At 72.7% G+C, this 18,696-nt stretch carries 19 protein-coding genes; 12 read left to right on the top strand and 7 right to left on the bottom strand.

All coding sequences use genetic code 11. From position 1 onward, the window contains the following. The first annotated feature begins 1 nt into the window (after nt 1). The 5 genes from ACFVYA_RS05485 (at nt 2) to ACFVYA_RS05465 (ending at nt 4,381) form a co-directional block, all read left to right on the top strand. Complete coding sequence (locus tag ACFVYA_RS05485; protein ID WP_007030867.1) at nt 2-103, top strand: 30S ribosomal protein bS22; 102 nt, start codon at nt 2-4, stop codon at nt 101-103. 256 nt (nt 104-359) lie between these two features. After that, entirely contained in the window at nt 360-1,406 is a 1,047-nt protein-coding gene (locus ACFVYA_RS05480; RefSeq protein ID WP_387042724.1) for an NAD-dependent epimerase/dehydratase family protein, read from the top strand. After that, nucleotides 1,403-2,464 carry a lysophospholipid acyltransferase family protein gene (locus ACFVYA_RS05475; protein WP_387042722.1) on the top strand — a complete coding sequence of 354 codons (1,062 nt, stop codon included), beginning with the start codon at nt 1,403-1,405 and terminating at the stop codon, nt 2,462-2,464. Before ACFVYA_RS05480 ends, ACFVYA_RS05475 begins: the two co-directional genes overlap by 4 nt. Nucleotides 2,465-2,498: 34 nt before the next feature. Next, entirely contained in the window at nt 2,499-3,731 is a 1,233-nt protein-coding gene (locus ACFVYA_RS05470; protein ID WP_387042719.1) for a sensor histidine kinase, read from the top strand. Then, entirely contained in the window at nt 3,719-4,381 is a 663-nt protein-coding gene (locus tag ACFVYA_RS05465; RefSeq protein ID WP_387042716.1) for a response regulator, read from the top strand. Before ACFVYA_RS05470 ends, ACFVYA_RS05465 begins: the two co-directional genes overlap by 13 nt. Here the strand turns inward: ACFVYA_RS05465 and ACFVYA_RS05460 are convergent. The 4 genes from ACFVYA_RS05460 to ACFVYA_RS05445 form a co-directional block, all read right to left on the bottom strand. Then, complete coding sequence (locus tag ACFVYA_RS05460; RefSeq protein ID WP_387042713.1) at nt 4,348-5,253, bottom strand: CPBP family intramembrane glutamic endopeptidase; 906 nt, start codon at nt 5,251-5,253, stop codon at nt 4,348-4,350. The genes ACFVYA_RS05465 and ACFVYA_RS05460 overlap by 34 nt on opposite strands. Nucleotides 5,254-5,367: 114 nt before the next feature. Further along, nucleotides 5,368-6,270, bottom strand: coding sequence for an HAD family phosphatase (locus ACFVYA_RS05455; protein WP_235190930.1), 903 nt, complete (start codon nt 6,268-6,270; stop codon nt 5,368-5,370). 110 nt (nt 6,271-6,380) lie between these two features. Beyond that, nucleotides 6,381-7,451, bottom strand: coding sequence for a DUF5667 domain-containing protein (locus ACFVYA_RS05450; RefSeq protein ID WP_387042710.1), 1,071 nt, complete (start codon nt 7,449-7,451; stop codon nt 6,381-6,383). A gap of 115 nt (nt 7,452-7,566) precedes the next feature. Further along, entirely contained in the window at nt 7,567-8,259 is a 693-nt protein-coding gene (locus ACFVYA_RS05445) for a sigma-70 family RNA polymerase sigma factor (RefSeq protein WP_285987920.1), read from the bottom strand. Between the two features lie 314 nt (nt 8,260-8,573). Here ACFVYA_RS05445 and ACFVYA_RS05440 point away from each other — a divergent pair, with 314 nt between their 5' ends. The 7 genes from ACFVYA_RS05440 (at nt 8,574) to ACFVYA_RS05410 (ending at nt 17,125) form a co-directional block, all read left to right on the top strand. Continuing rightward, complete coding sequence (locus ACFVYA_RS05440) at nt 8,574-10,085, top strand: AMP-binding protein (protein WP_387042708.1); 1,512 nt, start codon at nt 8,574-8,576, stop codon at nt 10,083-10,085. A gap of 19 nt (nt 10,086-10,104) precedes the next feature. Further along, complete coding sequence (locus ACFVYA_RS05435; protein ID WP_285987922.1) at nt 10,105-10,341, top strand: glutaredoxin family protein; 237 nt, start codon at nt 10,105-10,107, stop codon at nt 10,339-10,341. Nucleotides 10,342-10,417: 76 nt separating this feature from the next. Then, entirely contained in the window at nt 10,418-11,974 is a 1,557-nt protein-coding gene (locus ACFVYA_RS05430) for a molybdopterin-dependent oxidoreductase (protein ID WP_387042705.1), read from the top strand. Nucleotides 11,975-12,334: 360 nt separating this feature from the next. Further along, nucleotides 12,335-13,258 (top strand): redox-sensing transcriptional repressor Rex, encoded by a 924-nt coding sequence (locus tag ACFVYA_RS05425; RefSeq protein ID WP_285987924.1) that lies wholly within the window; start codon nt 12,335-12,337, stop codon nt 13,256-13,258. Further along, nucleotides 13,255-14,562 carry a glutamyl-tRNA reductase gene (locus tag ACFVYA_RS05420; RefSeq protein WP_285987925.1) on the top strand — a complete coding sequence of 436 codons (1,308 nt, stop codon included), beginning with the start codon at nt 13,255-13,257 and terminating at the stop codon, nt 14,560-14,562. The genes ACFVYA_RS05425 and ACFVYA_RS05420 overlap by 4 nt, the downstream gene beginning before the upstream one ends. Nucleotides 14,563-14,582: 20 nt before the next feature. Then, nucleotides 14,583-15,512, top strand: coding sequence for a hydroxymethylbilane synthase (gene hemC / locus ACFVYA_RS05415; protein WP_387042702.1), 930 nt, complete (start codon nt 14,583-14,585; stop codon nt 15,510-15,512). 80 nt (nt 15,513-15,592) lie between these two features. Further along, nucleotides 15,593-17,125 (top strand): bifunctional uroporphyrinogen-III C-methyltransferase/uroporphyrinogen-III synthase, encoded by a 1,533-nt coding sequence (locus ACFVYA_RS05410; RefSeq protein ID WP_285987927.1) that lies wholly within the window; start codon nt 15,593-15,595, stop codon nt 17,123-17,125. Between the two features lie 52 nt (nt 17,126-17,177). Here the strand turns inward: ACFVYA_RS05410 and ACFVYA_RS05405 are convergent, their stop codons facing one another. The 3 genes from ACFVYA_RS05405 to ACFVYA_RS05395 are packed head-to-tail and all read right to left on the bottom strand — an operon-like array spanning nt 17,178 to nt 18,581. Beyond that, a complete protein-coding gene (locus ACFVYA_RS05405) occupies nt 17,178-17,801 on the bottom strand; it encodes an NAD-dependent epimerase/dehydratase family protein (RefSeq protein ID WP_387042699.1) in 624 nt (207 codons plus the stop codon). A gap of 6 nt (nt 17,802-17,807) precedes the next feature. Next, complete coding sequence (locus tag ACFVYA_RS05400) at nt 17,808-17,930, bottom strand: NAD-dependent epimerase/dehydratase family protein (protein WP_387042696.1); 123 nt, start codon at nt 17,928-17,930, stop codon at nt 17,808-17,810. Between the two features lie 9 nt (nt 17,931-17,939). Beyond that, nucleotides 17,940-18,581: a DUF6597 domain-containing transcriptional factor gene (locus ACFVYA_RS05395; RefSeq protein ID WP_387042849.1), complete on the bottom strand. Its 642-nt coding sequence runs from the start codon at nt 18,579-18,581 to the stop codon at nt 17,940-17,942. Nucleotides 18,582-18,696 lie beyond the last annotated feature (115 nt).

The raw sequence follows: 18,696 nt of genomic DNA, 5'->3' as shown, positions 1-18,696 counted from the left end.
CATGGGCTCTGTGATCAAGAAGCGCCGCAAGCGCATGTCGAAGAAGAAGCACCGCAAGCTGCTTCGCCGCACGCGAGTGCAGCGTCGCAAGGCCGGCAAGTAAGACCTGCTGAGCGTGAGCGTGGCCCGTCCAGTCTCTGGACGGGCCACGTCCATGTGGTGGGCACGTCCGCCCGTTCGAGTGAGGCGTTCGTCGCTTTCCGGGGAAACCGGTGTTAATAGCACGTGAGACACCCCTGAGCTACCACTGAAGAGCGGTAACATCTCAACGGCGTCCGCGCGATGCTTCCAGTGAGTGCAGGTTCGCGCGCCTCGGGTGACCGTCCACCCCCCACTTGCCCTACGCCGCAGGGAGTCGCATGCCGTCGAACATCGTGCTCGTCACCGGGGTCGCCGGAGAACTGGGCGGGAAACTGCTCGCCCGGCTGGGCAACAACCCCGACTTCGAACGGGTCATCGGTGTCGACACGGTCCCGCCGGACAAGGCGGTCCTGCAGCGCATGGGCCACGCGGAGTTCGTCCGCGCGGACATCAGGAACCCGCTGATCGCCAAGGTGATCAGCACGGCCGAGGTCGACACGGTGGTGCACGCGTCCTGCACCGTGCACCCGGCCGGGCCGGGCCGCCGCACGGCGATCAAGGAAGTCAACGTCATCGGCACCATGCGGCTGCTCGCCGCCTGCCAGCGGTCCCCGCTGGTCCGGAAACTGGTGGTCAAGTCGACGGCGGCCGTCTACGGCGCCGGCGCCCGCTCGCAGGCGGTGTTCACCGAGGACTCCGAGCTCATCCCCACCTCGACCAGCGGGTACGCGAAGGACGCCGTCGAAATGGAGGGGTACGTGCGCGGCCTGGTGCGCCGCCGCCCGGACATCACCACGACGCTGTTCCGCTTCGCCAACATCATCGGCCCCGAGACCGACACCGTCCTCGCGCGCTACTTCGCGCTGCCGGTGGTGCCGACGGTCTTCGGCTACGACGCGCGCATCCAGCTGCTGCACTCGTCCGACGCGTTGTCCGTGCTGGAACGGGCGACCTTGACCGACAAACCCGGCGTGTTCAACGTCGGTGCGGAGGGGGTACTCACCCTCTCGCAGGCGATCCGGCGAGCCGGCCGGGTCGAGCTGCCGATGCCGCGGAGCGTGGTGCCGTCGGTCGGCAAGGTCCTGCGCGGCGCTCGCGTCGTGGACTTCTCCGCCGACCAGGTCCGGCTGCTGAACTTCGGCCGGGTCGTCGACATCGCCAAGCTGAAGCAGGAGTTCGGCTACACCCCGCGGTGGACCACGCGTGAGGCGTTCGACGACTACATCGTGGGACGCGGGCTCCGCCCGGTGCTCGACGGCGGCAAGCTGGCCGGACTGGCCGGCAAGGTGCTCGTCGCCGCCGCGACGGGGCAGGCGAGCCGGTGACCAGGCTGCACGACTGGGACGACTTCGGAAGCGAGGCGGGAACGGTGGGCGGTGCCGAGGCGCAGGTCATCCCCCTGCACGGACCGGGCCGGGAGAAGCCCGAGGCGGTGACGGCGGAGCGGGACCTGCGCGAAGAGGAAGCAGCCAGGGCGGACGCGCCGGTCGTCGCCTTCCCCGGTGGCGTCGAGCGGACGGCACCGGACGAGCCCTCGTTCGAAGAGTCACTGTCGGACGCGGCCCGTTCCGCACTCGGCTTCATCCGCGATCGGCTGACCGGTGACTACACGGTCGACGAGTTCGGCTTCGACGCCGAGCTCACCGAGGCGGTGTTCCTGCCGCCGCTGCGCGCGCTGTACAAGAAGTGGTTCCGCGTCGACACCCACGGTGTCGAGAACCTCCCGGCGGCCGGTGGCGCGCTGCTGGTGTCCAATCACTCGGGCACGATCCCGCTCGACTCCCTGATGACGGCGGTGGCGGTCCACGACGAGACCGGTGGCCGGCACCTGCGCGGCCTCGGTGCGGACCTGGTGTTCCAGGTGCCGCTGGTGGGGTCGTTCGCCCGCAAGTCCGGCCAGACGCTGGCCTGCCACGCGGACGCCGAGCGCCTGCTGCGCAAGGGCGAGCTGGTCGGGGTGTGGCCGGAGGGCTTCAAGGGCGTCGGCAAGCCGTTCGCTTCGCGCTACAAGCTGCAGCGCTTCGGCCGCGGCGGGTTCGTGTCGGCCGCGCTGCGCGCCGGCGTGCCGATCATCCCGGTGTCGGTGATCGGTGCCGAGGAGATCTACCCGAAGCTCGGTGACATCAAGGTGCTGGCCCGCATGCTGGGGCTGCCGTACTTCCCGGTGACGCCGTTCTTCCCGATGCTGGGCCTGCTGGGCGCGGTCCCGCTGCCGACCAAGTGGAGCATCGAGTTCGGCGAGCCGATCGCCACGGATTCCTACGGCCCGGACGCCGTCGACGACCCGATGCTGGTGTTCCAGCTGACCGACCAGGTGCGGGAGTCCATCCAGCAGACGCTGTACCGGCGGCTTTCGCAGCGGAAGTCGGTCTTCCGCGGCTGAACCACCCCCGGCCCGGTGCTCTATCCTCTCCGGGATGTCCACCGAGGACGCCCGTCCGTGGCACCCGGTCGTCCGCGCTCGTGCCGCGCTGGACGCGTTGGAGCGGCTCGTCGTGGGCATGGGCACCGCCGTGCTGGCGGTCGCCGCCTCGCTGTGGCTGCTCGGCACAGCGGCGCTGTGCGTGGCCGGAGTCGGCATCCTGCTGGTGCCCACTGCTCTGCGCTTGGTGCGCACCGTCGCCGATCGGGAGCGGACGCGGCTGGAGGTCCTCCGCCCGCCACCGGTGCCGCGGAAGCTGCGTGCCGCCCTCGCCCAGCCCTCCTTCCGGCGCGAACTGGGCTGGCTCGTCTGCCACGGCACCCTGGGGTTGCTCCTCAGCCTGACCGCCCTCACCCTGGCCGTCGACGTCATGCACGACGCGTCGTTCCCGGCGTGGTGGTGGTTCGTCTCGCCGGGCGACGCCACTCCGGCTCAGGGGTTCTTCACGGCGACGGACTGGGGCGACGCCGTTCTGGTCTGCCTGTTCGGCCTCGCGACGCTGGTCGTCTCGGTGCTGGTCATGCCGCTGCTGGCCCGGTGCCAGGCGTGGCCGGGCCTGCGGCTGCTGGCGCCGGACCGCGGGACCGACCTCGCGTTGCGCGTCGCCGAGCTCACCGCCACGCGCGCGGCCGCGCTGGACGCCCACGCCGTCGAACTGCGCCGGATCGAACGGTCTTTGCACGACGGCACGCAGAACCGGCTCGTCGCGGTGAACGTGCTGCTGGGTGCGGCGAAGCGGGCGCTGGCGCGGGATCCCGCCGCCGCCGAAGAGATCCTCGGGCGGGCCCAGGACGCCGGCGAGCAGGCGCTCGCCGAACTGCGCGGGGTCGTGCGCAGCATCTTGCCGCCGGTGCTGACCGAACGCAGCCTCCCGGACGCGCTCAGCGCGCTGGCCGCCGACTGCCCGGTGACCTGCCGGATCGATGCCGACCTGCCCGGCAGGTCCGCGGTCTCGGTCGAGGTGACCGCCTACTTCGTGGTCGCCGAGGCGCTCACCAACGTCGCCAAGCACAGCGGGGCGAAGGCGGCCACGGTCCGGCTCCGCCACGACCGCGACCGGGTGCGCGTGGAGATCACCGACGACGGCCGCGGCGGGGCGGACGAGGAAACCGGCTCCGGGCTCACCGGCATCCGGCGCCGCGTCGAAGCCCACGACGGGACGTTCGCGCTGGCCAGCCCGGCCGGCGGCCCGACGACCCTGGTGGTGAGCCTGCCGTGCGGATCGTGATCGCCGAGGACGACCTGCTGCTGCGCGAGGGCGTCGCGATGCTGCTGCGTGCCGAGGGGGTCGACGTGCGGGCCGCCGTGGCCAACGCCGACGACTTCCTGGCCGCGGTGGACGAACACGCGCCGGATCTGGCCATTGTGGACGTCCGGATGCCGCCGACGCACACCGACGAGGGGATCACGGCGGCCGTCGAGGCCCGCCGCCGGCAGCCTGGGCTCGCTGTGCTCGTGCTCTCCGCCTACGTGGAGCAGGCGTTCGCCACCGAGCTGTTCACCGACGGCGGCGCCCGGCTCGGCTACCTGCTCAAGGAGCGCGTCGGCCGGGTCGAGGAGTTCCTCGACGCCCTGCACCGGATCGTGGACGGCGGCACGGCCATCGATCCGGAGGTCGTCGCCCAGCTGCTGACGCGCAGCCGCCCGGACAACCGGCTCGAGCGGCTCAGCGCGCGAGAGCGCGAAGTGCTGGCGCTGATGGCCGAAGGCCTGGGCAACAGCGCGATCGCCGAACGGCTCGTCGTCACCGACGGCGCCGTGCACAAGCACATCCGCAGCATCTTCGCGAAACTCGACCTCGCGCCGGCCGACCGGGCCGACCGCCGGGTGACGGCGGTGCTGCACTACCTCAGGGGCACCGGCGCGGTCGGCCGGTAGCCGAGGCGGCACCGGGTCGCGACGAGCAGCACGAGCGCCACCGCGGTCGAGGCCAGCAGGAACGCGTCCGTCGTGTCGTGGATCGACAGGCCGGGGAACATCTCCGACCACGCCAGCGAGAAGAAGTTGTTCACGCTCGTGTGCAGCAGCATCGCCAGCGGCAGGCTCTGGCCGGTGCGGTTGAACACCCACGTCATGATGATGCTGAACGTGACGCAGGTGGCGATGAACTCCAGCGGCGTCAGCCAGGTGACGTCCGGCCAGCCGCCCCACTCGGTGAAGAACAGGGGCAGGTGCCACACACCCCACAGCGGGCCCAGGATCAGCGTGCCACCCAGCGGCCCGTAGCGCTGCTGGAGCCGGGGGAGGGCGAAATCCCGCCAGCCCGGCTCCTCGGCCAGGCCCGTCGTGAGCAGCTGCAGGATCAGGCCCGGCACGTAAGCCACCAGCGTCGCCACCGCCGGCACCACGGGGTTCCGCTCCGACAACGCCACCGTGGCGATCGTCAGCGACACCGGCACGCTGAGCACCACCCCGACGTACCAGAGCCAGCTGACCCGCCACTTGAACAGCCGCCCGGTCCAGCGGCGGAGCCCGGTGCGCCCGTCGGCGACCGCGGTGACGAAGAACGCGGCACCGATCGGACCGAGGTAGGCGCCGGGCAGGACACCGGCGAACTGCGCGGTGCCGAGCACCTCCGGGAAGCGGAAGTGCAGGACCCCCAGCCCGTTCTCCGACAGGATGTACGGCGTCCACGCGACCCAGCTCAGCAGGTTGGCCAGGACGAAGAACCACGTCAGCGGACGGCGGCGGATGCCGTCCCGCCAGCCGCCGCCGGTTCGTTCCTCTTCGATGTCCACACGGGTCGCCACCACACTGTCCCTTCGGGAAGGCCGCTGTTTCCGGTGGACGAAGCACACCAGTCAGCGGCGGGTGGGTCACTCCCGCGGACACCCGGAAGGCCGGTACAGCAGGCTGTACCGGAGTCAGCGGCGGCGGTAGGCCATGCCCGCCGCCACGGCACCGGCCAGCGCCCCGGCCCCGAGCACCGAAGGCACGCCGATCTTCGCCGCCTTCCGGCCGGTCCGGAAGTCGCGGATCTCCCAGCCGCGGGCCCGGGCCACGTCCCGCAGGCCGCCGTCCGGGTTGACCGCCACCGCGGTGCCCACCACCGACAGCATCGGGATGTCGTTCGCCGAGTCCGAGTAAGCCGTGCAGCGCTTGAGGTTCAGCCCCTCGCGGGAGGCCAGGGCCCGCACCGCGTGCGCCTTCGCGCGGCCGTGCAGCAGGTCGCCGACCAGGCGGCCCGTGTACACACCGTCGCGGGTCTCCGCGACCGTGCCCAGCGCGCCGGTGAGACCCAGGCGGCGGGAGATGATCGCCGCCAGCTCGATCGGGGTGGCCGTCACCAGCCAGACGCGCTGGCCCGCGTCCAGGTGCATCTGGGCCAGCGCGCGCGTGCCGGACCAGATCTTGTCCGCCATCAGCTCGTCGTAGATCTCTTCGCTGATCGACGTCAGCTCCGCCACCGTGCGCCCGGCCACAAAGGACAGTGCGCGCTCGCGGTGGGTCTTGATGTCCTCTTTGTTCTCGCGGCCGCCGAGCCGGAACTTGATCTGGCCCCAGACGAACCCGGCCAGGTCCGACGACGTGAAGAACTTGCGCGCCGCGAGCCCGCGGGCGAAGTAGAAGATCGACGCGCCCATCATCATCGTGTTGTCGACGTCGAAGAACGCGGCCGCGGTCAGGTCCGGCGGGGCCGGCGGGGCGGGGGGCTCGGCGGCTTCGGAGACCACACGGGCGTGGGCAGCCTCGGCCGACGCCTCGCCCGCGAGCGCGGCGAGCCGTTCCAGCTCCTGACTCTTATCCCTGCCACGCCAAGCTGACACGCACACCGCCTCCACGTCTGCCCACGTCTGGCCACGTCCCTGCGAACGTCCGGGTCCTTCGCACAGCGTAGCGAGCCGCCCACCGCGCCGTCGCAGGTGTGGGCCGGACCTCAGCCGATCACGATCGGCGGCAGGCCCGGTAGCAAAGGCGGGATCGACACCAGCGGCGGCGGGGGCGTGGTGGTGGTCGTCACCGGCGGCCGGGAGGTCGCCGACGGCTGGCCGAACACCGGGGGCGGCGTCACCCCGCCGGTCGGCGCGGGGATGCCCGGGGTCGCCGCGGCGTCCGACGGCGGCAGCTGCGTGCCCGTCGCGGTCGGTGACGTGCTTTCCTGCGACGAGGGCGCGACCGGGGCCGACGTCGGCTGGCTGCCGGCGGACGGGAGGGGCCGCTGCGTGCACTCGCCGGTCGCCGGGAGCGGGCCCAGCTCGTCGGCCGTGCCGGTGGTGATCTGGTAGCAGTTCATCCGGGCCACCAGGCCGCTGGTGCGCTCCTGGACCTTGCCCAGCAGATCCCGGACGTCGCCGAACACCGGCGCCGCGTCGGCCGGGAGCGGCTGCGCGCCCAGCCTCGCCGCCTGGTTGCGCGCCCACAGCCGGACGTCGGACAGCGCCTGCGTGCCGCCGCCGTCGCTGGTCGCCGCGGCGGACATCTGGGCGACGCCGGCCTGCAGGTCGGCGGCGAAGTCGTCGTACGCGGTCCGGTAGTCCGCTTCGCCCGCGCCTTCGGCGGCCAGCTCGCCGAGTTCGGTGATCCGGTTGGTGGCGAATTCGAGGTGCTTGCGCGCCTTCTCCTGGTCACCGAACGTCAGGCCCAGCGCGGTCGACTCGCCGGCGCGCTTCACGCTGTAGAGCGGGTCGCCGGGCAGCGCGGTGCGCGAGAGCACCAGCGTCAGCCCCGAGAGGACGAGGAAGAGGAAAAGCGCGGCGGCCACCAGGTCGGCGGTCCGCGGCCGCCACCTCCGACGTGGGGTGGTGGCCGCCGCCGTCTCCAGTCGGCCGGCGATCTCCGCGCGGATCCGCTGCCGGGTTTCCAGGTCCGGGGCCCCGGCCGCGCCGAGCTCGCGCAGCGCGCCGACGAGCGCGAGTTCGTCGGCGAACTCGCCGTCGCGGCGTACCGGCGAGGGCTCCAGGGCGCGCGCGAACCGCTCGCTCTCGGCTCGCTCACGCGCAAACCTCACGGTCCTGCTCTCCATCCCGGGCTTCGGCCGGTCCTGACACCGGTCTGCGTGGGGTAACGATCCAGAAGCCGCCAGGGTTACCGGTTTCGGCCGAAGTACGGAAAAGTTCGCGGGTTCAGCGCAATCCGGTGGGCAGGAGTTGTGCCAATCGGCGTACGGCGCGGTGCTGGAGCGCCTTGATCGCCCCTTCGTTGCGGTTCATGATCTCGGCCGTCTCGGCCACGGACAGGCCCTGCAAGAACCGCAGGACGATGCATTCCCGCTGGTCTTCGCCCAGTTCCGCGACGCAGCGCAGCAGCTCGGCCCGGGTGGCGCGGCTGATCGCCTCCTGCTCGGGGCCCACCTGGGCGGTCGCGCCGACGCTGAAGGGCGCCGAACCGGGCTCGGTCACCTCGTCGGTGACCACTTCGAGCTTGAACCGGCTCGACTTCACGTGGTCGAGCACGAGGTTGCGGGCGATGGTGACGAACCAGGCGCCGACGTCACGGCCCTGGTAGCTGACCGACGTGATGCGGCGCAGCGCGCGCAGGAACGTCTCGCTGGTGACGTCCTCGGCGAGGTCGCGGTCACCGAGCCGGAACAGCACGTACCGGTAGACGACGTCGACGTACCGGTCGTAGAGCCGGCCGAAGGCGGACGAGTCGCCGTCCTGCGCGGCCCGCACCAGGTCCCAGGCTTCGGCCTTCGCCGCCTCGGCGCGCTCGTCGTCGGCCGCCTGCCTGCTCAGCGGCACGGCCGACGTACGTCCGAAGACGCGCTCGGCGAACATGAAGACGGGCCCGCGGCTGACGGCGGTCGGGACGGTCATCGGGCGGCACCTCCGGCGGTGGCTTCGACCCAGCGGGCCTCGGTACCCCCGGAATCCGGACGAGCGGGGACCGGCCGGCTCGCATGCCCCACGACCTCGTGGGCAGGCAAGTTCCTCACGGCGACTCCCTCTCTCCGGTCGCGACGGTGATCAACAACACCGGCGCGACGCAGTGCAGCATACGTGTAGTTACCGCTAAGTAGGTAGTGGTTCCGGGGTTGCGCAGACGCGACGCCGGCGGTCAGCACCCATGACGTCGCTTCAGATGACAGACTTGCAACGGTTCGCGCCGGGCGAGGAGAGGTGGGTCGCGGGTGAGTGCTCCAGAGGGGACGCAGCCGGGGGTCGGCGGGCTGCTCACACGGGCCGCGGCCACCTGGCCGGAGCACCCGGCCGTGCTCGAAACCGGCACCGGACGCGGCCTGACCTACCGCCAGGCCGAGGCGGCCGCCCAGGCCCAGGCCCGCCGGCTGGCGGACGCGGGTGTCGAGCCGGGGGACCGGGTCGGGCTGCGGCTGCCCACGTCGGTGGACTTCGTGGTCGCCTTCTTCGGCGCGCTGCGGGCCGGGGCGGTCGTCGTGCCGCTGTCGCCGCAGGTGCCCGGGCCCGAGCTCGCGAAGCTGCTCGAGCACAGCGGCGCGAAGGTCGTCGTCCAGCGCGACGCGGACGAGGACCTCCCGGACGGCGTGAGCGGTCTCACGCCCGTGGGTGACCCGGACGGAGGAGGCGAGTTCGCCGACGCCGGCCGGTCCGGGGAGGACATCGCGGTCGTTTCGTACACGTCCGGCACCACCGGGCCGCCGCGCGGGGTGATGCTGTCGCACCGCGCGCTGCTGGCGAACCTCGAGCAGATCAGCACGGTCGAGGGCGTCCTCGAACACGACGACCGCGTGCTGATCACCATCCCGCTCTTCCACGTCTACGGCCTCGGGCCCGGCCTGCTGCAGGCGACCGCCGTCGGCGCGACCGCGGTCCTCTCGGAGCGCTTCGAAGCCCAGCGGACGCTGGACGACTGCGCCGGGCACCGCGTCACGTCGATCACCGGCGTGCCGACGATGTACGGCGAGTTCGCCGCGCTCGGCGCCGACGAGCTCCGCCGTGGCCTGGCCACCGTGCGGCGGATGACGTCGGGCGCCGCGCCGCTGCACCCGAAGGTGCTGACCGCCATCCGCGAGGCCACCGGCCTCGACGTCTACGAGGGTTACGGCCTCACCGAATGCGCGCCGGTGGTGACGTCGACGCTGGTCACCGGCTACCCCAAGCCGGGCTCGGTCGGGCGGCCGCTGCCCGGGATCGAGCTGCGGCTGGTGGACAGCGACGGCACCGACCAGGCCGTGCCGCTCGACCCGGACGACGTCGACGACGTCTTCGAAGCCGACGGCGAGACCGGGCTGGTGTCGGTCCGCGGCGCCAACCTCTTCTCCGGGTACTGGCCCGACGGCGGGCACGGCCCGGACGACGAGGGCTGGTTCCGCACCGGCGACGTCGGCTACCTCGACACCGACGGTGACCTGCACCTGGTCGACCGGGCCAACGACCTGATCATCGTCAACGGCTTCAACGTCTTCCCGCGCGAGGTGGAGGAGGTCATCGGGCAGCTGCCGGAGGTGGCCGAGGCCGCGGTCGTCGGCGTCGTCGACGAGCGCAGCGGCGAAGCGGTCAAGGCGGTCGTCGTGCCGGCGGCCGGGGCGGCGCTGTCCGAACAGCAGGTCACCGACCACTGCGCGGCCCACCTGGCCGGGTACAAGGTGCCGCACCTGGTCGAATTCGCCGAGTCGCTGCCGCACTCGGCCACCGGGAAGCTGCGCCGCCTGCGGTTGCGGTAGGTGCGGTAGGAAGGACGGCATGGCGCACGAAGTGACGGTGATGGGCCGGGCCGGTTGCCACCTCTGCGAGGTCGCGGAGGCGGACGTCGCCCGGATCTGCGGCGAGCTCGGCGTCGCCTGGAAGGCCGAGGACGTCGACACCGACCCGGAGTGGCGCGCGGAGTACGGCGACCGCGTCCCGGTGATCCTGGTCGACGGCGCCGAGCACGGGTACTGGCGCGTCGAAGAGGACCGGCTCCGGCGCGCGCTCACCTGATCCCGGTGGACAGCCGTAACACGTCCGTAAGCCATATCGGGCCGCCGCGGCGGCCGCGCGCTCCGAAGATGGAGACGTGAGCACTCTGCAGGACGCGCCCCCCGAGGCGCCGCGCCGGCTTTCGCTGCCGGTCGCGACGCTGATCGGCCTCCTCGCGCTGGCCGCCGCCCTCGGCGTCGGCCACCTGGTCGCGGGCTTCGTCGGGTACACGGCGTCGCCGTTCATCGCGGTGGCCAACTACGTCATCGACCACAGCCCGACCGCCATCGTGAAGTGGGCCGAGCGGACGCTGGGCACCTGGGACAAGCCGGTGCTCAAGCTCGGGCTCGCGGTCGTGCTGGTCCTGTTCGCGCTGCTCGCCGGGCAGCTTTCGCGCCGGACGCCGCGGGCCGGGCAGGTGCTCGTCGTCGTCCTCGGCGCCGCCGGCGTCGCGGCCGTGTACGTGCGCAGCGACCTCGGGCAGGTTTCGCTGCTCGCGCCGGTCGCCGCCCTGGTCGCCGGGCTCGCGGTGTTCACCTTCCTGCACCGGATCGCGCTGCCGGTCGACGTCGTCGACGAGCGGGGGTTCGACCGCCGCAAGTTCCTGCGCGCCGGGGTCGGCGTCGCCGCGGGATCGGGGATCGCGGCGGTCGCCGGCCAGGTCACCGGGACGAGCTCGAACGCCGAGGACTCGCGGGCCGCCGTCGGGCCGCTGGTCCCCGCGCGCACCGCGCCGCCGCTGCCCGCGGACGCCGACTTCGCGAAGCTCGGCTCGCCGCCGTTCCTCACGCCGAACGCGGACTTCTACCGCATCGACACCGCGCTGGTCGTGCCGCAGCTGCGCACCGAGGACTGGAGCCTGCGCATCCACGGGATGGTCGACCGCGAGGTGACCTTCTCCTACGCCGACATCCGCAACCGGCCGCTGGTCGAACGCCGGGTGACGCTGACGTGCGTGTCCAACGAGGTCGGCGGGCCGCTGATCTCGAACGCGACCTGGATCGGCGTGGACCTCGCCGACCTGCTCGGGGAGGCGGGCGTGCAGGCGGCCGCGCAGCAGATGTTCGCCACCAGCGTCGACGGCTGGACCTGCGGCACCCCGGCGAACGTCGCGCTCGACCCGGCCCGCGGCGCGATGCTGGCGATCGGGATGAACGGCGAGCCCCTGCCGGTCGAGCACGGCTTCCCGGCGCGGATCGTCATCCCCGGCCTGTACGGCTACGTGTCGGCGACGAAGTGGGTCGAGTCACTCGAATTCACCCGGTGGGATGCCCGGCAGGCGTACTGGCTGAGCCGCGGGTGGGCCGAGCAGGCGCCGATCAAGACCGAATCGCGGATCGATGCGCCGAGCGGGTTCGCCGGTGTCACGGCGGGCAAGGTCCGGCTGGCCGGCACGGCGTGGGCGCAGCACACCGGCATCGCGAAGGTCGAGGTCCGGCTGGACCAGGGCCCGTGGCAGCCGGCGACGCTGGCGGCGGAGGTGAGCAAGGACACCTGGCGGATGTGGTGGATCGAGCTCGACGTGCCGAAGGGCACGCACCAGGCGTCCGTCCGGGCCACCGATCAGGACGGCTACACGCAGACGGAGAACCGCGCGGACCCGGTGCCGGACGGCGCCACCGGCTGGCACTCGGTCACCCTCGACGCGCACTGACGGCCGGCGGAGCTCCGCCGCCGCGATCGGTCCGGCGGAGCCGCTCACCGCGTCCGGTGGGCCGTTCGCCGCGCCCGGCGAGCGGTGCCGCCGGGCGGCATTCGATCACCGCCGGTCCGCGCCGGACCCGGAAGTGCCTGCCGGACAAGGATTCTGACGCCGTGTCGTGATCGCCGCCGCGCGAAAACCGCGCCGGAACCGCCTCCGACCAGTGACTTTGTGCGTGCGTTCACAAGTGGTCTACCGTAGGGCCATCGCCCGGAGCGAGCCGGTATCGAACCGAACTCCGGGTCCTGGGTCAAGACACAGTTCCGAATGGCGATGGCCGCCAGACGTGCACAGCGGGCAGGAGATCACGGCGTGGTGACACAGCGGGGGAGGCGCGACGCGGCGGACTCCCCGGGCCGGGCGCCCCGGCGTCCTCGCCGTCCGGCCGGCCCCGACGCCGACAACGCTCCCACCGCCGAAATGCCTGCCGTACCCGCCGGGGAGCCGGGCCGCAACGGGGATGCCCCCGAGGCCGTCCGGGCGAAGTCGATCCCCGAGGCCGCCGTCGCGCGGCTGGCCGTCTACCTCCGGGTGCTGTCCGGAATGTCCGAGCAGGGCGCGACGACCGTTTCGAGCGAAGAACTGTCGCAGGCCGCCGGCGTCAATTCCGCGAAACTGCGCAAAGACCTCTCCTACCTGGGCTCCTACGGCACCCGCGGCGTCGGCTACGAGGTCGGCGTCCTGGTCAGCCAGATCGAGCGCATCCTCGGCCTGACCCGGCAGCACAAGGTCGCGGTGGTGGGGATCGGCAACCTGGGCCACGCGCTGGCCAACTACGGCGGCTTCCCGGGGCGCGGCTTCCCGGTCGAAGCGCTGTTCGACCTGGACCCGGACCTGATCGGCGTGCCGGTCGGTGGTCTCCCGGTCTCGCACATGGACGACATCCCCCGGATCTGCGCCGAACGCGGCGTCTCCATCGGCGTGATCGCCACCCCGCCCACCGCGGCGCAGTCGGTGTGTGACCGGCTGGTGGCGGGTGGTGTCCAGTGCATCCTCAACTTCGCTCCCGTCGTGCTGCAGGTTCCTGCTCACATCGAGGTCCGCAAAGTGGATTTGGCCGTGGAGCTGCAGATACTCTCGTTCCACGTGGCCCGCCGTGCGGACAGTGAAGGTCCGGCCGCCGGCAGTCAGGGCAATTCCGGATTACCCGGTGCGCCTGCGCCGTCCGAGAATGGGAACGGCAGGCGGAACGGCGCGGGTCCGGACGGCGGACGGGAAATGGTGGTGCGCTCATGAGCGTTTTGGCGGTCGGGCTTTCGCATCGCAGCGCGGAGCTGAGCACGCTCGAGCGCGTCGCGGTGCCGGCGCCCGAGATCGGCAAGGTCCTCGACGAGCTGCAGCAGGCTGAGCACGTCAGCGAGGTCATGCTCGTCTCGACCTGCAACCGGATCGAGGTCTACGCGGTCGTCGAGACCTTCCACGGCGGCCTCAACGACGTCTCCGAAGTGCTCGCCCGCCAGGCCGGGATGGCGCCCGCCGAGCTCTACGACAGCCTGTACGTGCACTACGCCGGCGCCGCCGTCGAGCACCTGTTCTCCGTCACCTCGGGCCTGGACTCGATGGTCGTCGGCGAGACGCAGATCCTCGGCCAGATCCGCTCCGCCTACGCCACCGCGCGCGAGGCCGGCACCGTCGGCCGCACGCTGCACGAGCTGATCCAGACCACGCTGCGCGTCGGCAAGCGCGTGCACACCGAGACCGGGCTCGACCAGCTCGGCGCGTCGGTCGTGTCCGAAGCGCTCGCCGCCGCCGGGGACGTCACCGGCAAGCACGCCGTCATCGTCGGCGCCGGCTCGATGGGCGCGCTGAGCGCGTCGCAGCTGCGCAAGGCCGGGATCGGCGAGATCACCGTGGCCAACCGCACCGACGCCCGCGCCCGCCGGCTCGCCGCGAACGTCACCGAGCAGGGCGTGCCGGCCCGGGCGATCCCCCTGTCCGCGGTCACCGACGCGGTCCGCGACGCCGACATCGTCATCTGCTGCACCGGCGCGCAGGACGCCGTCTTCGGCCCGGAGCAGGTGCTGCCGCGCGGCGGCCGGCACCTGGTCGTCTGCGACCTGGGCCTGCCCCGCGACGTCGACCCGGCGGTCGGTGAGCTGGCGGACGTGCGGGTCGTCGACCTGGCCACCATCCAGCGCCGGATGCGCGAGGCCGGGACGCCGACCACCGAACGTCAGACCGCCAAGGCCACCGGGATCGTCCTCGACGAGGTGCGCGACTACCTCGCCGGGCAGCGCAGCGCCGAGGTGACGCCGACCGTGACCGCACTGCGCCGCCGCGCGGCCGAGGTCGTCGACGCCGAGCTGCTGCGGCTCGACAACCGCCTGCCCGACCTGGACGGCGCCGTCCGCGAAGAGGTCGGCCGCACGGTCCGCCGGGTCGTCGACAAGCTCCTGCACGCGCCGACGGTGCGGGTCAAGCAGCTGGCCGCCGAGACGGCCGAAACCGACTACGCGAACGCGTTGCGCGAACTGTTCTGCCTCGATCCGCAGGCGCCCGCCGCGGTGGCGAGCCCGAAGCCCCCACCAGAGAAGAAGTAGTAGTGACCAGAGTCATTCGAATGGGTACGCGCGGTTCGAAGCTCGCGCTCACCCAGACCGGGATCGTCGCCGACGCCCTGCGCGCCACCGGCGTCGAGGTCGAGATCGTCAAGGTGACCACCCCCGGTGACAAGTCGCTGGCGCCGATCGCGACGATCGGCGTCGGCGTGTTCACCTCCGCGCTGCGCGAAGCCTTGCTGCGCAACGAGGTCGACGTCATCGTCCACTCCTACAAGGACCTGCCGACCGCGCCGGAACCCGGCATCACGCTGGCCGCCGTGCCGCCGCGCGAGGACCCGCGGGACGCGTTGATCGCGCGGGACGGGCTCACGCTGGGTGAGCTGCCGCCGGGGTCGACGGTGGGCACGGGCGCCGCGCGGCGCACCGCGCAGCTGCACGCGCTGGGTCTCGGTTTGGAAATCGTGCCGATCCGCGGCAATATCGACACCCGCATGCGCAAGGTGACCGACGGCGAGCTCGATGCCGTGGTGCTGGCGCGTGCCGGACTGGCCAGGGTCGGACTGGTCGAGGCGATCACCGAGACCCTCGACCCGATCCAGATGCTGCCCGCGCCCGCCCAGGGCGCGCTGGCGGTGGAGTGCCGGACCGCCGACGTGGACCTGGAGCAGCTGCTGCGGTCCACTTTGGACGATGAGGGCACGCGGGCCGCGGTGACGGCCGAGCGGGCCCTGCTGGCCGCGCTCGAGGCGGGGTGCAGTGCGCCGGTGGGCGCACTCGCCGAGATCGTCGAAGATCTCGACGCCAAGGGCAAGGTCGTGGAACGGATCTCGCTGCGCGGCACCGCCGCGGCCGAGGGCGAGAACGGTGCGGTGGACATGGTCCGGGCCTCCGCGCTGGCTGACAAGGACCAGGCCGCCCAGCTGGGCAAGGACCTGGCCGCCGAGCTGCTGGACCTAGGGGCCGGAACACTTTCCGGTCCCGCCGAGTGACCTGGGCGTCACACATCCGAACGTAGGAGACCTGTGGCCGGGCGATCCCGCACGGCCGCCGCAAGAGGAGAAACGCACAGATGACCCCCGCGCGAAAGACCACCGGGCGCGTAGCCTTCGTGGGCTCCGGGCCCGGCGACGCCGGCCTGCTCACCGTCCGCGCCCAGGAACTGCTCGCCAAGGCCGAGGTCGTGGTGACCGACCCCGACGTGCCGCAGTCCGTGCTGGCCATGGCCGCCGAGGGCGCCGAGGTCCGGCCCGCCGTCGGCGAGGCCACCGAGGTCGCCAAGGACCTGACCACCGAGGCCAAGGCCGGCCGGCTGGTGCTGCGGCTGGTCGCGGGCGACCCGCTGACCACCCCGGCCGTGGTGGCCGAGGTCCAGGCGGTCGCGCGCACGAGCGCCGTGTTCGACGTCATCCCGGGCGTCTCCCCGGCCGCGGCCGTCCCGGCGTACGCGGGCGTCGCGCTGGGCGGCACGCACACCGAGGTCGACGTCCGCGGTGACGTCGACTGGGCGGCCCTGGCCGCCGCGCCCGGCCCGCTGGTGCTGCACGCGACGTCGGCGCACCTGGCCGAGGCCGCGTCGGCGCTGACCGGCAACGGCGTCCCGGCGTCGACCCCGGTCGCGGTCACGGCGAACGGCACCATCAACACCCAGCGCACCCTCGACACCACGCTCGAGAAGGTCGCCAACGACGCCGGCGAGCTCGTCGGGCCGCTGATCGTCACGATCGGCCAGGCCGCCGGGCAGCGCTCGAAGCTGTCGTGGTGGGAGTCGCGCGCGCTGTACGGCTGGAAGGTGCTGGTGCCGCGCACCAAGGAGCAGGCCGGCGAGATGGCCGAGCGCCTGCGCGGCCACGGCGCGACGTCGCACGAGGTGCCGACCATCTCGGTCGAGCCGCCCCGCAGCCCGGCCCAGATGGAGCGTTCGGTCAAGGGCCTGGTCGACGGCCGCTACCAGTGGATCGTCTTCACCTCCACCAACGCGGTGCGCGCGGTGTGGGAGAAGTTCGAGGAGTTCGGCCTGGACGCCCGTGCGTTCTCCGGCGTGAAGATCGCCTGTGTGGGTGAATCGACCGCGGCGAAGGTGCGCTCGTTCGGCATCATCCCGGAGCTGATCCCCTCGGGCGAGCAGTCGTCCGAAGGCCTGCTGGCCGAGTTCCCGCCGTACGACGACGTGCTGGATCCGGTCGACCGGGTGCTGCTGCCGCGGGCCGACATCGCCACCGAGACGCTGTCGGCGGGCCTGCGCGAGCGCGGCTGGGAGATCGACGACGTGACGGCCTACCGGACCGTCCGGGCCGCCCCGCCGCCCGCCGAGACCCGCGAGATGATCAAGACCGGCGGTTTCGACGCGGTCTGCTTCACCTCGTCCTCGACCGTGCGGAACCTGGTCGGCATCGCCGGCAAGCCGCACACCCGCACGCTGGTCGCGTGCATCGGCCCGAAGACCGCCGAGACCGCGGTGGAGTTCGGGCTCCGGGTCGACGTCCAGCCGGAGAAGGCGGACGTTCCGCACCTGGTGGACGCGCTGGCCGAGCACGCCGCGCGGCTTCGCGCCGAGGGTGCGCTGCCGCCGCCGCGGAAGGCGAAGCGGGCCCGCCGCTCCTGAGGTTCGTCACGACGAAGGCCGCCCCGGTTCGCCGGGGCGGCCTTCGCTCGTTTCAGCGGGCGTTGTCCGTACGCCACTTCAGGTAGTCGGCCACCGAAGCCGCGACGTCGAACTGGGGCTTGAAGCCGGTGTCCCCGGTGAGCCGGGAGATGTCCAGGTACGGGTCCTCGCCCGGGCCGTTGGCGCGTCCCGGCGGAAGGTCCGCCTTCAGGGCCTCCGCGAACTCGCCGTAGGTGAACGGGCGGCCGCTCGAGACGTTGTACGTGTCGTGGTTCAGCTTCGAGGCCGTGGTCAGGAGTGCGATCGCCCGGCCCGCGTCCGGCGCGTAGCAGACGTCCCCGCCGTCGCCGGCGTGCAACCCGGGCGGCGGCGATGCCGCGTTGACCAGCCGCGGGATCGGCGAGTCCGGGTCGACCAGGGGGCCCCAGATCGTCCCGAACCGGCGGACACCCCAGGTGCGGGCCGCGTCGAGGGCGTTGAGCAGACCCGCCGTGTCCGTGCGGAAGAAGTCCACCGGGTTCTCGCCGGGGATGCTGCCCGCCAGGTGCACGATGTCGCTGATGGCGTGGCGCTCGCCGAGGGCCAGGAACGCGTCGCGGTCGGTGACGTCGAGTTGTTCGACCGTGACCCGGCCGGCCAGGAACGAGGGGACTTCGCCGCGCCGGTGGGCCGTCACGTCCGGTCAGCCGCCGGTCCGGTCGCCGGCCGCCGGTGCCGAGGCATCCAGGCGGGCGTGGCCGAGGCCGAGGAGCGCGCGGGCGGTGTGGGCGCCGATCATGCCGAGCCCGCCGGTGACGAGGATCATCGCGTCAGGCTAGGGACGGCCGGCGGCGGGTTCTTGAACGAATCGCGCAGGAACGGCAGGTAGGACGCCGAGTGGTCGTGGCCGCAGGCGCACTTCTCGACGCTTCCGCCGAGCAGCGCCCGCGGGGTGAGCCCGGTCAGGCGCAGGCACTCCCGGCTCAGGTGGGCCTGGTCGGCGTACCCGGCGTCGGCGGCGAGCCCGGCCGGGCTGCCGGCGCCCGCCTGGGCCAGCGCCAGGAAGCCCTGGAACCGCAGCGTCCGCTGGAGGCATCAGCAACCGCACGGCCTCGGTCACCAGCGGGTCCACCGCCCGGCGCGGCAGCCGTGCCTGCAGGACCGCGAGGGCGCGTCCGGGGCTTCCGGCGCACGCCTCCGCGAGGCGCTCGGCCCGGCTGCCCCACAGGTCCGCCAGGTCGACGTGCCGGTCGACCAGGTCATCGAGGGGCACCGGGAGCGGCGGCGCGGCACCGGGCCGGTACCGCACGCCGACGAGGGCGGTCCGGGCCGGGAGGAGCTCCAGCCGGGCCGCGGTCAGCGGGCCGAGCAGCCGGGGCCGGCCACCGACCGGGAAGTGGAGCTCGACGCCGCCGGTCGGCAGGTGGCGCTGGACGTACGGTGCGTCGCCGGTCCGCTGGACCCAGACCGTCCGCACGACACCGGCCAGCGCGGGCACGGGGAGGCGTTCGACGTACACCTTCCGCACCGAAGCGGTTCCGCGAGAGCGGCGTCAAGCGCACCCTTGCGGAACTCCGGCAAAAGCCGCGGGA

The organism is Amycolatopsis sp. NPDC058278 (assembly GCF_042881395.1).
GTDB lineage: Bacteria > Actinomycetota > Actinomycetes > Mycobacteriales > Pseudonocardiaceae > Amycolatopsis.
Note: the sequence above shows the minus strand (reverse complement) of the source record. Positions and strands in the feature narration are given on the sequence as shown.